This window comes from Variovorax sp. S12S4, from assembly GCF_023195515.1.
GTDB lineage: Bacteria > Pseudomonadota > Gammaproteobacteria > Burkholderiales > Burkholderiaceae_C > Variovorax.
This window is the reverse complement of record NZ_JALPKR020000002.1, coordinates 1,098,196-1,113,322: the sequence shown is the minus strand read 5'-3', so window position 1 is coordinate 1,113,322 and position 15,127 is coordinate 1,098,196. Positions and strand designations below refer to the sequence as shown.

The window sequence follows — 15,127 nt, the reverse complement described above, 5'->3', positions numbered from 1 at the left end:
GAGAAAGCCCGAAATGCGGGGACTGCTTCAGTTCACGATGGATCTGTTCGAAGGGCTGGGCAACGAGCTTGCGCCGGCCACGCCGCCCGAGCGCAAGCCGCGAAAAGTGAAGAAGAAGGCCGCGCCGCCGGTGGCCACGCCGTTGGCTGCCTCGCCTTCTGTGGCCGATGCCCAGCAGCAAGACAACGCCGGCCCCGCCGCTTTGCCCGCCATTCCGCTGCGCGATACGCTGACGCTCGCGAGCTTCGTGCATCCGCAGGCCACGCGCGAAACGGTGCTGGGTTCGGCGCGCGTCGCCTATGAGTTCAAGCGCGGCAAGCGCAAGACCATCGGCTTCGTGGTCGGCCCCGAAGGTTTATCGGTGCGTGCGCCGCGCTGGGTCACGCTGCGCGACGTGGACGCCGCCATCCAGGAAAAGGCCGACTGGATCATTCGCAAGCTGCTCGAAACGCGGCAACGCCACGCACGCGTCGAGGCCACGCGCATCGAGTGGAGAGACGGCGCGGAGTTTCCTTTCATGGGCGAACCGGTCGTGATTCGCCTCGACCCCAAGCACGGCTTTGCAAGCGTCGGTGGCACGCTCGATGAGACAGGCGGCGACGGCACCGGGCCTCGCATCTTGCGCCTGGCCGTGGCGCAAAACGCCGAGCCCTCGCAGATCCGCGATGCCGCCCAGGCCTGGCTCATGCGGCAGGCGCGGCGGCTGTTCATCGAAAGGCTCGATCACTTTGCGCCGCGGCTTGGAGTGCGGTGGCAGAAGCTGTCGTTGTCGAATGCCGCCACCCGGTGGGGCAGTGCGAGTGTGGATGGATCGATTCGGCTGAACTGGCGGTTGATTCACTTTCGCCTGCCGGTGATCGACTATGTGGTGGCGCATGAGCTGGCGCATTTGCGGGTGATGGATCACTCGCATCGGTTCTGGGAGACGGTGGAGAGTGTGGTGCCGGACTATGGGTTGCTGCGGCAGCAGTTGAAGGATGAGGCTGTGCCTCGGTGGGGTTGATTTTGAGTTCCGAGGCCGGGATTCCGCCCGGCGGCGGACTCACTTTCTTTGCTTCGCCAAAAGAAAGTAAGCAAAGAAAAGGCGACCCCACTGTCTGCGACCCTCCGCTTCGCTGCGGGCAACCTGCGGTGCTCGTGTTTCGCGGGGTCTCGCAGAACTCGCTTCGCTCAAACAGCTGCGAGCCCTGATCCGCGAAACCCTCCGCTCCTCGGCGCATACAGAGGGGAGGGCAACCCACCCGGGCCTTTGCTTCGCTCGGCCAAGCCACTGCGGCGCTGCGCGCCGCCGTGGTTAGGATGAGTTGGATGTTTGTATTGGCTGTGGGTTTCGGCTGTTGGTATTGGGGCCGAGCGAAGCGAAGGTCGCCCGCCCCCGCCCCTTCTGTATGCGCCGAGGAGCGCAGATGGAGGCGGGATCAGGGCCGCAGCTGTTTGAGCGAAGCGAGTTCTGCGGACCCCCGCCGGAGTCGAGCACCGCAGGTCTCCCCGCAGCGAAGCGCAGGGGACGCAGACAGTAGGGGTCGCCTTTCTTTGCTTACTTTCTTTGGCGAAGCAAAGAAAGTGAGTCGCCCGCCGGGGCGAGACCCGGCCTCGGAACTCAAAAAACCAAAGAAGCAAAAGACTCAACGCGCGTGCGTCACCCCCCATCCACCACCAACGTAGACCCCATCACATAGTCCCCCGCCCGAGAGGCCAAATAAATAGCCGCCCCAGCCATATCCTCCGGCACCCCAATCCGCCCCGCAGGAATCCGCTCCTTCACCTCATCCCCATGATCACGCGCCAGCTTGTTCATGTCCGAAGCAAACGCCCCCGGCGCAATGGCACTCACCACAATCCGTTCTTGCGCGAGCCTCAGCGCCATCCGCCGCGTCAGCTGAATCAGCCCGGCCTTGCTCGCCGCATACGAATACGTCTCCTGCGGGTTCACCGAAATGCCGTCGATGGACGCAATGTTGATCACCTTCGCCAAGTGATCGGTCGCTGCCTTCTTGAGCATCGGCGTCAGTGCCTTGGTCAAGAAGAAGGGCGTCTTCAGGTTCAGGTCCACCACCTTGTCCCAGCCGCTCTCGGGAAACTCGTCGTACGGCGCGCCCCATGCCGCACCGGCGTTGTTGACCAGGATGTCGAGCGAGTCTTCATGCTTGGCATACGCATCGACCAGCGCCTGCGCGCCTTCCAGTGTCGACACGTCGGCCGGCAAGGACACGCACGGGCCGAACGCCGAAAGCTCCTTGGCGGTCTGGTTGCAGGCCGCGGCCTTGCGCGCCGAGATGTACACGCGCGCGCCCTGGGCCAGGAAGCCCTCGGCGATCATGCGGCCGATGCCGCGCGAGCCGCCGGTGATCAAGGCGCTGCGGCCCTTCAGCGAGAAGAGTTGGGTGGTGTCCATGGTGCAGGTGTCTCCTGAATGAAAGATTTCAGAAAACGAGCTTAGTGCGCCGCCTGCGCGCGGTGCGTCACCTTGGCGGCAGCGAAAGGCTCCGGGGGCTCGTGAAAGTGCGCAGCTCGCCGCTCACGGGGTCTTGAAATGCCACCGACTTGGCCAGCAGCTGCAAGGGCTTGTCGAAGTCGTCGCTGTCGGGCGGCAGCAGGGTGGGGTAGATCGGGTCGTTGACGATCGGCATGCCCAGCGCCATGCAGTGCACCCGCAGTTGGTGCTTGCGGCCGGTCACCGGCGAGAGCTCCAGCAGGGCGTAGCCATCGGCCGCCTGCTGCACGGCGATGCGCGTTTCCGAATTGGGCTCGCCAGCTTCTTCCTTCACGCGCATGAAATGTTCGTCGTCGACCAGCCGGCTGCGGTAAATACCGGGCACCGACGACACGCCCGGCTGCCATGGCACCACTGCCTCGTAGTGCTTGGCGATGCGCCGTTCGGGAAACATGGCCTGGTAGGCGCCGCGCGTTTCGGGGCGTACCGAAAAGAGCACCAGCCCCGCCGTACTGCGGTCGATGCGGTGCAGCGGCACCAGGTCGTCGAGCTTCAGCTTGCGCTTGAGCCTTACCAGCAGGCTTTCCTGCAGGTACTTGCCGGTGGGCGTTACGGGCAGGAAGGGCGGCTTGTCGACCACCACGAGCTGGTCGTCCTGGAACAGCACCTGCTCGTCGAACGGAATGCGCACCTCGGCGTCGAGCGTGCGGTAGTAGTACACGCGCAGCGGTGCCTGGTATCGGCGCTGCGCGGTCACGGGCGCCCCGTGCTCGTCGATCACGTCACCGGCCTCGATGCGCGCCATCCAGGCCTCGCGCGAGATCGCCGGAAAGCGTTCGATCAAAAAATCGACGATGGTGGGCCAGGGGCCTCGCGGCAGGCCGACGCAGCTTGGGCCGACCCCGTCGCGCGTGGGCAGCGGCAAGCGTGGCCCTGTCATTGCGAGAGCTCGCCCTGGAGCAGCGACAACGCCTCGGCAAACGACGGCCGTGCGGCAATGTCGGGTTGCATGCAGCGGTCCTTCAACGCAGCCATGGCGTCTGGCGGCGCATCGCTGCAGCGGCTGAGCAGCTCTTCCAGCAGGCAGCCGAAAGCGCGCATCTCCAGCCGTTGCAAGGCTTCGATCTGCACCGGGTCGAGCGCGCCCGTCATCCACGCCGCACCAAAGTCGCCGAGCAGCCCGCCGCCCTGCGCACTCCACAGGATGTTGTGCGCATAGAGGTCGCCATGCAAGATGCCGCGCGCATGCAGATGCTGCATGGCGGAAGCGATGTCGCGTGCAATGCGCAACGCCACGCCGGAAGGCCATTGCGCATCGGCCGCATAGACGTCGCGCGTGCACGACGCCAGGCTCGGCGGGCCCGCCAGCGTGCGAAAAGTTGGGTCCACCAGCGCCATTACCAGGCCTTCGATGCCTTCAGGATGGCCGTCGATCCGGCTTTGCGCGGCAATCAATGTCGGGTGCGCGCCGGCCGCGATGCTCGCGGCCATTTCGCTGTGCGGCCAGCCGTCGCTCGTCACCGCCCCCTTGAACAGCTTGACCGCCACGGGCTGCGATGCTGCGCCGAGCGTCGCCTGGTAGATCACCCCCGAGGCCCCTTCGCCGAGCTTTTTACCCAGCGCCAGGTCGCGCCAGTCGACGTGCGGCACCGAGTGCGCGGCAGTGGCGGCGTCTTCGGCTCGCGCATCGTAAGGGTTGCCCGCGCCTGCAAGCCACGAAAGCCGCGGCAGCGAAAACACCAGCTCGGGCAGCACCTCGAAGCGATTGGCGGAGGTGCGCAGCATCTCTAGCTCGCTGCAGGCCGCCAGCGATTCCGGCAGCGCGCGCAACTGATTTCCGGCGAGCATGAGCTTCTGCATTCCCGTGCACTGGCCAATCGCCTCGGGCAATGTCTCGACCAGGTTGTCCGTCAGGATCAGCCAGCGCAAAGAAGGCAATTGCAGCGCCGCAGCGGGCACATTGCGGATGCGGTTGGCCTTGAAGCCGACCATCTCCAGGCCCTGGCACCGGCCGATGGATTCGGGCAGTTGCGTGAAGCGGTTGTCGGAGCAGAACAGCACGCGAAGGCGGTGCAATCGGTCCAGGTCGTCGGGCAACGTATCGAGCGCGTTGCCCGAAAGGTTCAATACCTCGAGCGAATCCGCCAGGTCATAAATCTCGCGCGGAAACTCCGTGAGTCCGCACGAGAGATCGATTCGTTTGGCGCCAGCCAGCCGGCCGGCGCGCAGCTCAGCCAGCGTGTCCATCCGGCGAGTCTAAATCCCTACGCGGCGGCGCTGCGGGCTCCGAAGCGGTAGATGCCGTCCGGCCCCAGTTCGCGCCTGAGCTGGCCCGAGAACCACAGCAGGTGCAGGTGTGCCACGGTTTCGCCCATGGCAAAGGTCATCTGGTGCAGGTCGAGTTCGCGCTTGAACAAAATGGGCAGGCCCTCGGCTGCAGTCAGCGGGCGGGCCGTGCAGGCTTCGAGCAATTCGGCCAGGCGGTCGCGGTGGTGCTCCTGCAGCTGGTCGACGCGGCGGTGAATGCCGGTGAACGGCTTGCCGTGCGAAGGCAGCCCGAGCGTGTCGGCGGGCAGCGCCTTGAATTTGTCGATGCTGTCCAGGAAGAGCCGCAGCGAGTTGGCTTCGGGCTCGCCCGAATGCACGCTCACGTTGGTGGAAATGCGCGGCAGCATCATGTCGCCGCCCAGCAGGAGCTTCAGCTCGTCGCAGTAGAGCGCAATGTGCTCGGGCGCGTGGCCGTAGCCGCTGATGCAGCGCCAGGCGTGGCCGTTGATGGTGACCGTGTCGCCGTCCATCATGCGCGTGAAGCGCTCGGGCACCGAAGGCACCATGTTGGCGTAGTAGTTGGTGCGGGCGCGAATCTTGGCCACTGCCTCCGGATCGGTCAGGCCATGCGACGCAAAGAAGCTGGCGGCCTGGTCGCCGCCGGCCAGCGTGTCGCCGGCGGAGGTCAGCACGCGGGCCACGTGGTAGTCGGTCGAGCTGATCCACAGCGGCGCGCTCCAGCGCTTGCACAGCCAGTCGGCCAGGCCGATGTGGTCGGGGTGCATGTGCGTGACGATTACGCGCAGGATCGACAGGCCTTGCAGCTGCGTTTCGAACACCTGCTCCCATTGCGCGCGGGCTTCGTCGTGGGCAATGCAGCAGTCCACCACGGTCCAGCCCTCGACGCCGTCGATGCTGTCGCGCAGCAGCCAGAGGTTGATGTGGTCGAGCGCAAACGGCAGCCGCATGCGGATCCATCGCACGCCCGGCGCGACTTCCAGTGCTTCGCCAGGCGCGGGCAGGGTGTCGCCCAGTGGGTAGTGGAGTTCGCGTTCGAGGAGGTTCATGTAAGATTGACGTTTACGTAAACGTCATAGGTTAGGGGCACCATTGTAGGGAGACCGGGGCAAACCTGCTGTCGCCACCGCAACGCCCCTCCGGACGGCTCTTCGACCGATTCCAGACATACATGTCCGCGCAAACCTTCACCATCAGCCAGCTCGCGAAGGAGTTCGACCTGACGACGCGCGCCATTCGCTTCTATGAAGACATGGGGCTGCTGACGCCGGAGCGGGCCGGCATGCAGCGCGTCTACAGCGCGCGCGACCGGGCGCGGCTCACGCTCACGCTGCGCGCCAAGCGGCTGGGCCTGAGCCTGACGGAGGCCAAGGAAATCCTCGACATGTACGACAGCCCGCGCGACACCGTGGCGCAGCTGCAGAAGTTTCTCGGCGTGCTGGGCGCGCACCGCGCCCAGCTGGAAGAGCAGCTTGCCGAACTGCAGGCCAACCTGGCCGAAGTGCGCGAGCATGAGAAAAAAGGCCGCGCAGCACTGGCCAAGGCCCAGCGGTCGGCCAAGGCAGCCTGACAGGGCACATCAAACACACCGCATCCGAATCACGACTCATCGACAATCACGCCATGTCCGACAATCTTGATGACCTCTTTGCCCACAACCGTGCCTGGTCCGCACAAATGGAACGCGACCGGCCCGGCTTCTTCACCAGCCTGGTGAAGCAGCAGACGCCGCGCTACATGTGGATTGGCTGCTCCGACAGCCGCGTGCCCGCCAACCAGATCACCGGCCTCGAGCCCGGCGAGGTGTTCGTGCACCGCAACGTCGCCAACATCGTGGTGCATTCCGACCTGAACGCGCTCTCGGCCATTCAATTCGCGGTCGAGCACCTGAAGGTCGAGCACATCATGGTGGTGGGCCATTACGGCTGCGCGGGCGTCAAGGCGGCGCTCAGCGGCAAGCGTATCGGCCTGGCCGACAACTGGATCCGCCACATCCAGGACGTGCGCGACCGCCACGCCGTGATGCTCGACAGCCTGCCCGAAGACGTGCGCGTCGATGCGCTGTGCGAGCTCAACGTGGCCGAGCAGGTGGTCAACGTGGCCGTCAGCACCGTCATGGTCGATGCCTGGGGACGCGGCCAGAAGGTCAAGATCCACGGCTGGACCTTCGGCGTGCACGACGGCCTGCTGCAGGACCTGGGCCTGAACGTCGACGGCGCCAAGCCGCTGGACGCGGTGTATAAGGCGGCGGTTCAGCGCATTCGCTACAAGTGGAGCAAGCCGCTGGGCGCGTCGCCGTCCGGCCAGGCGGGCGCCGACGGAATCGCCGTTGAAGCCATTCCGGCCATTTCAGCCGTACAAGCCGTCCAGGCCGCTGCAGGCGACGAAACGAAAACCGGCTGAACCCATGTTCCCGCAGCGCCTCGATTCGCCGCTGGCTTACGACATCGCCAAGGCGATGATCGATGGGTTCAACCGCCATTACAGCCTCTTCCGCGCCGAATCGGCCCGTGCCAAGCACCGCTTTGAAACGGCCGACTGGCACGGCCAGCAGCGCGCGCAGCGCGAGCGCATCGAGTTCTATGACCTGCGGGTGAACGAAGCCGTGGCCCGGCTCGAGAAGGAGTTCAAGGCCGGCGACCAGCCGATGGAGGTGTGGCACCAGGTCAAGCTGCACTTCATCGGCCTTCTGGTGGACCACCACCAGCCCGAGCTGGCCGAGAGCTTCTTCAACTCGGTCACGACGAAGATCCTGCACCGCGCCTACTTTCAGAACGACTTCATCTTCGTTCGGCCGGCCATCAGCACCGAATACATCGAGCCGCGCGGCGCGCCCACGTACAGGCCCTACTACCCATCGCACGACACGCTGGCCGACACCATCGAGCAGATGCTGGACGACTACGGCCTGCAGGGCAGCTTTGCCAACAAGCGGCGCGATGCCGAGCGCGTGGCGCACGCGATCATGGGGCGCTTTCACCAGGTGAAGCTGCGCGCCAACTTCCAGATCCAGGTGCTCTCGGGCCTGTTCTACCGCAACAAGGGCGCCTACGTCGTCGGCAAGATCATGAACGGCTTTGTCGAGCTGCCGTTCTCGCTGCCCATACTGCACGACAGGCATGGCAAGTTCTACGTGGATGCGGCGCTCTTCGGCGAAGACGACCTGCAGATGCTCTTCAGCTTTGCGCGCGCCTACTTCATGGTCGACATGGAAGTGCCCTCGGCGTGCGTGCAGTTCCTGCGCTCGCTCATGCCGCGCAAGCCGCGCGCCGAAATCTACAACGCGCTGGGCCTCGCAAAGCAGGGCAAGACGCTGTTCTACCGCGACTTTCTTTCGCACCTCAATTATTCGAGCGACCGCTTCCGCATTGCACCGGGCATCAAGGGCATGGTCATGCTGGTGTTCGACCTGCCTTCGTTTCCTTTCGTGTTCAAGGTCATCAAGGACTTCTATCCGCCGCAGAAAGACACCACGCGCGAGCAGATCAAGGGCAAGTACCTGCTGGTGAAGCAGCACGACCGCGTCGGCCGCATGGCCGACACGCTGGAGTACAGCGACGTGGGTTTTCCGCTCGACCGCTTCGAGCCCGAGCTGATCGAGGAAATCCAGAAGTTCGCGCCCAGCCAGCTCGAGATTGCCGACCGCGACGGCAACGGGGAGATGGAGCTGGTGCTCAAGCACGTCTACATCGAGCGCCGCATGATCCCGCTCAACATCTTTCTGCAGGAAGCCTTCGACACGCTGGCCAACCCGGAGAGCCCGGCGCATGCCAAGCGCGCGCAAGAGCAGCTGGAACACGCGGTCGTCGAATACGGCAACGCCATCAAGGACATGGTGGCCGCCAACATCTTTCCTGGCGACATGCTGTGGAAGAACTTCGGCGTCACGCGCGGAGGCAAGGTCGTGTTCTACGACTACGACGAAATCGAATACATCACCGATTGCCAGTTCCGCAAGGTGCCCGCGGCGCGCAACGAGGAAGACGAGATGAGCGGCGAGGTCTGGTACTCAGTGGGCCCGAAGGACGTGTTTCCTGAAACCTTCGGCCCCTTCCTGCTGGGCAACGACGCGGTGCGCGAAGCCTTCATGGCGCACCACGCCGACCTGCTCGACGCCGCCTTCTGGCAGCACCACAAGGAACGCATCCAGGCCGGGCAGATGCTCGATGTGTTCCCGTACGAAGAAGCGCAGCGCTTTCCGCACGACGGACATGCGACGCATTTTTGATTGAGACCCCGGTCCACCGCGACACCTTTCAACTTTCCGAAGGAGATCACCATGTCCGAATCCATCGTTATCGTCGGCGCCGCCCGCACCCCCATGGGTAGCTTCCAAGGCGACTTTTCTTCCCTCTCCGCGCACGACCTCGGCGGCGCCGCCATCAAGGCCGCCGTGGAGCGCGCCGGCATTGCACCCGACAGCGTGGGCGAAGTGCTGTTCGGCAACTGCCTCATGGCGGGCCAGGGCCAGGCGCCGGCGCGCCAGGCTGCCTACAAGGGCGGCCTGCCCGACAGCGCGGGCGCGGTCACGCTCAGCAAGATGTGCGGCTCGGCCATGAAGGCCGCCATGCTCGCGCATGATTTGCTGCTGGCCGGCACGCACGAGGTGATGGTGGCAGGCGGCATGGAAAGCATGACCAACGCGCCCTACCTCATGCTCAAGGGCCGCGGCGGCTACCGCATGGGCCACGACAAGATCTATGACCACATGATGCTCGACGGCCTCGAAGACGCCTACCAGCCGGGCCGCTCGATGGGCACCTTCGGCGAAGACTGCGCCGCCAAGTACAAGTTCACGCGCGAGCAGCAAGACGCCTTTGCCATTGCCAGCGTGCAGCGCGCCAAGGCGGCCACCGAGTCCGGCGCGTTCAAGGACGAGATCACGCCCGTCACCGTGAAGGGCCGCGGCGGCGACACCGTCATTTCCATCGACGAGGGTCCGGGCAAGGTCAAGCTCGACAAGATTGCCACGCTCAAGCCCGCGTTCAAGAAAGAGAACGGCACCATCACCGCCGCATCGAGCTCGTCGATCAACGACGGTGCCGCGGCGCTGGTGATGATGACCGAGTCGCACGCGAAGAAGATCGGCGCCAAGCCCATCGCGCGCATCGTCGGCCATGCCACGCATGCGCAGCAGCCCGAGTGGTTTTCCACCGCACCGGTCGGCGCCGTGGCCAAGCTGTTCAAGAAGACCGGCTGGACGGTCAAGGACGTCGATCTGTGGGAAGTGAACGAAGCTTTCGCCGTGGTGCCGATGGCTCTGATGCATGAGCTCGACGTGTCGCACGAAATCGTCAACGTGAACGGCGGCGCCTGTGCGCTGGGCCACCCCATCGGCGCCAGCGGCGCGCGCATCATGGTCACGCTCATTCATGCGCTGAAGGCGCGCGGCAAGAAGCGCGGCGTGGCCACGCTGTGCATCGGCGGCGGCGAGGGCACCGCCGTGGCACTCGAATTGCTCTGATAAAAACGACCGCCACAAGCGCCCCTTGCCGGGGCGCTTCGTGGTTTTTCTTCAAAAATATCGCAGACGCCAGGAGGTTCTTCATGCGCCCATCCATCCAACGTACCGTCATGACGGCCTTGCTCGCCGGCGCCTTTCTTGCGCCCGCCGCCGGCTGGGCGCAGAAACGCGACAACGTGCTCTTCCAGGCCGCGACCGATGCGCAGCCCGCGGTGCTCAAGACGCTGGAGCAGCTCGTCAACATCGAAACCGGCACGGGCGATGCCGAAGGCATTGCGGCTGCCGGCAACTATCTCGAGGCCGAACTCAAGAACCTCGGCTTCACCGTCACGCGCAGCAAGTCGGCCGGGCTCGCGGTGGGCGACAACATCGTCGGCAAGATCAAGGGCAGGGGCGGCAAGAACCTGCTGCTGATGTCGCACATGGACACCGTGTACCTCAAGGGCACGCTCGCGAAGGCGCCTTTCCGCATCGAGGGCAACAAGGCCTACGGCCCCGGCATTGCCGACGACAAGGGCGGCAACGCCGTCATCCTGCACACGCTGAAGCTGCTCAAGGACTACGGCGTGCGCGACTACGGCACCATCACCGTGCTCTTCAACACCGACGAGGAAAAAGGCTCCTTCGGCTCGCGCGACCTGATCCAGGAAGAAGCCAAGCAGGCCGACTACGTGCTGTCCTTCGAACCCACGGCCGCCGGCGACGAAAAGCTATCGCTCGGCACCTCGGGCATTGCCTACGTACAGGTCAACATCACCGGCAAGGCCTCGCACGCCGGTGCCGCGCCCGACCTGGGCGTGAACGCGCTCGTGGAGGCGTCCGACCTGGTGCTGCGCACCATGAGCATCGACGACAAGGCCAAGCACCTGCGCTTCAACTGGACCATTGCCAAGGCCGGCAGCGTGTCGAACATCATTCCCGCCAGCGCCACGCTCAATGCCGACGTGCGCTACGCGCAGAACGAAGACTTCGAGGCCGCCATGAAGACACTCGAAGAAAAGGCGCAGCAAAAGAAGCTGCCGGAATCGGACGTCAAGGTGTTGATCACGCGCGGCCGCCCGGCCTTCAACGCGGGCGAAGGCGGCAAGAAGTTGGTCGAAAAGGCCGTGGCTTTCTACAAGGAAGCCGGCGGCACGCTGGGCGTCGAAGAACGCACCGGCGGCGGCACCGATGCAGCCTACGCAGCGCTCTCGGGCAAGCCGGTGATCGAAAGCCTGGGCCTGCCGGGCTTCGGCTATCACAGCGACAAGGCTGAATACGTCGACATCAGCGCGATTCCACGGCGCCTGTACATGGCGGCGCGGCTCATCATGGACTTGGGCGCCGGCAAGTAAGTACGCAAGAATAAAAAGACAGGAGACACACCATGCTGCTCAGTGCCGACCAGGAAGCCATCCGCGACGCGGTGCGCGATTTTTCGCAGGCCGAACTCTGGCCCAACGCTCCGAAGTGGGACCGCGAACACAGCTTTCCGAAGGAAGCGCACCAGGGCCTTGCGGCACTGGGCGCCTACGGCATCTGCGTGCCGGAAGAGCATGGCGGCGCGGGGCTCGACTACCTGACGCTCGCGCTGGTACTCGAAGAAATCGCGGCCGGCGACGGCGGCACCAGCACGGCCATCAGCGTGACCAACTGCCCGGTCAATGCCATCCTCATGCGCTACGGCAACGCGCAGCAGAAGAAGCAGTGGCTCGAACCGCTGGCGCAAGGACAGATGCTCGGCGCCTTCTGCCTGACCGAACCGCAGGCCGGCAGCGATGCGTCGAGCCTGCGCACCACGGCGCGGAAAGACACAGACGGCTACGTGATCGACGGCGTGAAGCAGTTCATCACCAGCGGCAAGAACGGCCAAGTCGCCATCGTCATCGCAGTGACCGACAAAGGCGCGGGCAAGCGCGGCATGAGCGCGTTCATCGTGCCCACCAATGCGCCCGGCTACAGCGTCGCGCGCCTCGAAGACAAGCTCGGCCAGCACAGCAGCGACACCGCGCAGATCAATTTCGACGGCTGCCGCATTCCGGCGGAAAACCTCATCGGTGCGGAGGGCGAGGGTTACAAGATCGCGCTGGGCGCGCTCGAAGGTGGTCGCATCGGCATTGCGGCGCAGAGCGTGGGCATGGCGCGCAGCGCGTTCGAGGTGGCGCTGGCCTACGCCAAGGAGCGCCAGGCCTTCGGCGGTTCGATCTTCGAACAGCAGGCCGTGGGCTTTCGCCTGGCCGAATGCGCCACGCAACTCGAAGCCGCCCGCCAGCTCATCTGGCACGCCGCGAGCCTGCGCGACGCCGGCCGCCCGTGCCTGAAGGAAGCGGCCATGGCCAAGCTGTTCGCGAGCGAAATGGCCGAGCGCGTGTGCAGCGCCGCCATCCAGACGCTGGGCGGCTACGGCTACGTGAACGACTTTCCGCTCGAGCGCATCTACCGCGACGTGCGGGTGTGCCAGATCTACGAAGGCACGTCCGACATCCAGAAGCTGCTGATTCAACGCGCGCTGGCGTGAGCGCCGGTACGCGCCGCCGGCTGCCGGTGCTCCGGACCGCGGCGGCGGTCCTGCTGCTGGCGCTGGCCGTCTGGACGGTAGCCATCGAGCCGCGCTGGGTCGCGGCACGCGTCGAGCCGTTGAGTTCGGCGCATTGGCAGGCGCCCGCCGGACTCAAGGTGGCCATGGCGGGCGATTGGCATCTCACCACGCGCTCGGCATGGCGCATTACCAGCGTGGAGCGCGCTGCGCGCATTGTCGACCAGATCAACGCCGCGCAGCCCGACGTGATCCTGCTGCCCGGCGACTTTCTTGCGGGTTCGGGTGGCGACGAAGACCTGTCGATCGAGGAAATGGCTGCCGTGCTGGGCCGCCTGAAAGCGCCGCAGGGCGTGTATGCAGTGCTCGGCAACCACGACTGGTGGCACGACGGCGAGCGCACGGCGCGGGCCTTGTCTGCACAGGGCATCCGCGTGCTCGAAAACGCCTCGGTGCGCCTGCCGGGCCATGACATCTGGGTGGTCGGCATCGGCGATGACTCGACCGGCCATTCGGAGCCGGACAAGGCACTGGCCGGTGTGCCGAAGGGCGCCGCCACGCTCGTCATGATGCACGACCCCTTCAGCTTCGCGACCATGCCGCGTACCCAGGGGCTGGTGGTGGCCGCGCACACGCACGGCGGGCAGATCAGCGTGCCGGGCTACGGCGCACTGGTCGTGCCAGGGCGCGCGCCGCGCGAATGGGCCTATGGCTGGATCGCGCACAAGGACAAGCGCATGTACGTGACCAGCGGGCTGGGGGTGAGCATTCTCCCGGTGCGCTTCAACATGCGGCCCGAGTGGGTGATGTTCCAGTAGGGCCTGGATGCGGTGTCATCGGTTTTGATGACAGACAGGACGGCGCCCTTGGCGCAGCATGTCAGTCTCTTCGTCGAAGGTTCTTGCCATGTCCAATTCCAATCCCTTCTTCTTTGCCGCGGCCCTGCTGTGCCTCGGTGCATCCGCCCAGGCGCAGCCCGCCGCCGCTGACATCGGCACGCTGACCGCGAGCGATGCCGTGCAGCAGCTCTGCGCCGGCACCGTCACCAGCGAGCAGCTCGTGACGGCCTACGTTGCGCAGGCCAGGCAAAAGGCAAACCTCAACGCCTTCATCACGCTCGACGAGGCCGGCGCACTGAAGGCCGCGCGTGCCGCCGATGCCACGCGCAAGCGCGGCGGTGCCTGCAAGCCGCTGGCCGGACTGCCCGTGGTCATCAAGGACAACATCCAGGTGCAGGGCCTGCCCGCCACGGCCGGGTCGCCGGCGCTCAAGGGCTTTGTTCCCAAGGCCGATGCGCCGGTGGTCGCCAAGCTGCGCGCGGCCGGCGCCGTCATTCTCGGCAAGACGAACATGCACGAACTGGCCTTCGGCGTGACCGGCTACAACCCCGCATTCCAGACCGGCCCCGAGGTGGGCGTGCGCAACGCCTACGACGTCAGCCGCGTGGCCGGCGGATCGTCGTCGGGCAACGGCGCGGCGCTCGGCGCACGCATGGCGCCGGCGGCACTGGGCACCGACACGGGCGGCTCGGTGCGAATTCCGTGCGCATTCAACGGCTGCGCTTCGCTGCGTCCCAGCATGGGCCGTTATTCACAGCGGGGCATCGCGCCGATCTCGCACACCCGCGACACCGCCGGGCCAATGGCGCAGTCCATGGCCGACGTCGGATTGCTCGACAGCGTGATCGCGGGAGGCGCCCCGCTGAAGCCCGCCGACCTGAAGCGCGTGCGGCTCGGCGTGGTGCCGGCTTTCTACGCCAACCTCGACGCCGATACGCGCGCCGCAACCGACGCAGCACTGGCCAAGCTGCGCGCGGCAGGCGCCACGCTGGTCGACGTGGAGATGCCGAAGCTCATGGAACTCAATGGCGCCATCGGCTTTCCGGTCGCGCTCTACGAGGCGAACGACGACATGGTCGCCTACCTCGCGAAATACCGCACCGGCATCGACATCGCGCAGCTGACGGCCGGCATTGCGAGCCCGGACGTCAAGGCCACCTTCGAGGCGTTCGTGATTCCGCGCAAGCTGCCGGCGCCGAATGGCACGGTCGACGCCAAGCCGGCCTACGACAACGCAATGCACGCCGCGCGGCCCGCGTTGCAGAAGCTCTACCGCGACACCTTCGCGCAGCACCGCCTCGATGCGCTGGTGTTTCCCACCGTGCCGCGCGTGGCGCCGCTGGCTGCACCCGAGGCCAGCAGCCCCGAGAACTTCGGCGTGCTGATACAGAACACCGACCCCGGCAGCAACGCCGGCATTCCGGGCGTGCAGCTGCCGTCGGGCCTTGGCGCAACCAGCGGCTTGCCCATTGGGTTGGAACTCGACGGGCCCGCCGGCAGTGATCGAAAGTTGCTCGCCGTGGGCCTTGCGGTGGAAAACGTGCTGGGCCGCCTGCCGGCTCCAAAGGCGAAGTAGGGCGCTTTAGCCC

At 65.7% G+C, this 15,127-nt stretch carries 13 protein-coding genes; 9 read left to right on the top strand and 4 right to left on the bottom strand.

Annotated elements, in window-relative coordinates; all coding sequences use genetic code 11:
* Positions 1-13 precede the first annotated feature (13 nt).
* Positions 14-1,003 carry a M48 family metallopeptidase gene (locus tag M0765_RS05745; protein WP_446751540.1) on the top strand — a complete coding sequence of 330 codons (990 nt, stop codon included), beginning with the start codon at positions 14-16 and terminating at the stop codon, positions 1,001-1,003.
* Between the two features lie 636 nt (positions 1,004-1,639).
* On the opposite strand, the gene M0765_RS05740 is transcribed toward M0765_RS05745, so the two are convergent.
* From M0765_RS05740 to M0765_RS05725, 4 genes are all read right to left on the bottom strand, one after another.
* Positions 1,640-2,395 (bottom strand): SDR family oxidoreductase, encoded by a 756-nt coding sequence (locus M0765_RS05740; RefSeq protein WP_258502514.1) that lies wholly within the window; start codon positions 2,393-2,395, stop codon positions 1,640-1,642.
* Between the two features lie 67 nt (positions 2,396-2,462).
* On the bottom strand, positions 2,463-3,374 hold the full coding sequence (locus M0765_RS05735) for a pseudouridine synthase (RefSeq protein ID WP_258502512.1): 912 nt from the start codon (positions 3,372-3,374) through the stop codon (positions 2,463-2,465).
* Entirely contained in the window at positions 3,371-4,681 is a 1,311-nt protein-coding gene (locus M0765_RS05730; protein WP_258502510.1) for a leucine-rich repeat-containing protein kinase family protein, read from the bottom strand. The genes M0765_RS05735 and M0765_RS05730 overlap by 4 nt, the downstream gene beginning before the upstream one ends.
* 17 nt (positions 4,682-4,698) lie before the next feature.
* Positions 4,699-5,769, bottom strand: a complete 1,071-nt coding sequence (locus tag M0765_RS05725; protein WP_258502508.1) for an MBL fold metallo-hydrolase — start codon at positions 5,767-5,769, stop codon at positions 4,699-4,701.
* A 122-nt stretch (positions 5,770-5,891) separates the two neighbouring features.
* On the opposite strand from M0765_RS05725, the gene M0765_RS05720 reads away from it, so the two are divergent.
* From M0765_RS05720 to iaaH, 8 genes are all read left to right on the top strand, one after another.
* Positions 5,892-6,290, top strand: a complete 399-nt coding sequence (locus M0765_RS05720) for a MerR family transcriptional regulator (protein ID WP_157616072.1) — start codon at positions 5,892-5,894, stop codon at positions 6,288-6,290.
* Positions 6,291-6,343: 53 nt separating this feature from the next.
* A complete protein-coding gene (gene can / locus M0765_RS05715; protein WP_258502507.1) occupies positions 6,344-7,123 on the top strand; it encodes a carbonate dehydratase in 780 nt (259 codons plus the stop codon).
* Positions 7,124-7,127: 4 nt separating this feature from the next.
* Entirely contained in the window at positions 7,128-8,948 is a 1,821-nt protein-coding gene (aceK, locus tag M0765_RS05710; protein ID WP_258502506.1) for a bifunctional isocitrate dehydrogenase kinase/phosphatase, read from the top strand.
* Positions 8,949-8,999: 51 nt separating this feature from the next.
* Positions 9,000-10,184, top strand: coding sequence for an acetyl-CoA C-acyltransferase (locus tag M0765_RS05705; RefSeq protein WP_258502504.1), 1,185 nt, complete (start codon positions 9,000-9,002; stop codon positions 10,182-10,184).
* Between the two features lie 83 nt (positions 10,185-10,267).
* Positions 10,268-11,518 carry a glutamate carboxypeptidase gene (locus M0765_RS05700; RefSeq protein WP_258502503.1) on the top strand — a complete coding sequence of 417 codons (1,251 nt, stop codon included), beginning with the start codon at positions 10,268-10,270 and terminating at the stop codon, positions 11,516-11,518.
* Between the two features lie 32 nt (positions 11,519-11,550).
* Positions 11,551-12,681 carry an acyl-CoA dehydrogenase family protein gene (locus tag M0765_RS05695; RefSeq protein ID WP_258502502.1) on the top strand — a complete coding sequence of 377 codons (1,131 nt, stop codon included), beginning with the start codon at positions 11,551-11,553 and terminating at the stop codon, positions 12,679-12,681.
* Complete coding sequence (locus tag M0765_RS05690) at positions 12,678-13,517, top strand: metallophosphoesterase (RefSeq protein ID WP_258502501.1); 840 nt, start codon at positions 12,678-12,680, stop codon at positions 13,515-13,517. The genes M0765_RS05695 and M0765_RS05690 overlap by 4 nt, the downstream gene beginning before the upstream one ends.
* Positions 13,518-13,605: 88 nt before the next feature.
* Positions 13,606-15,114: an indoleacetamide hydrolase gene (gene iaaH, locus M0765_RS05685; RefSeq protein WP_258502500.1), complete on the top strand. Its 1,509-nt coding sequence runs from the start codon at positions 13,606-13,608 to the stop codon at positions 15,112-15,114.
* Positions 15,115-15,127: the final 13 nt, after the last annotated feature.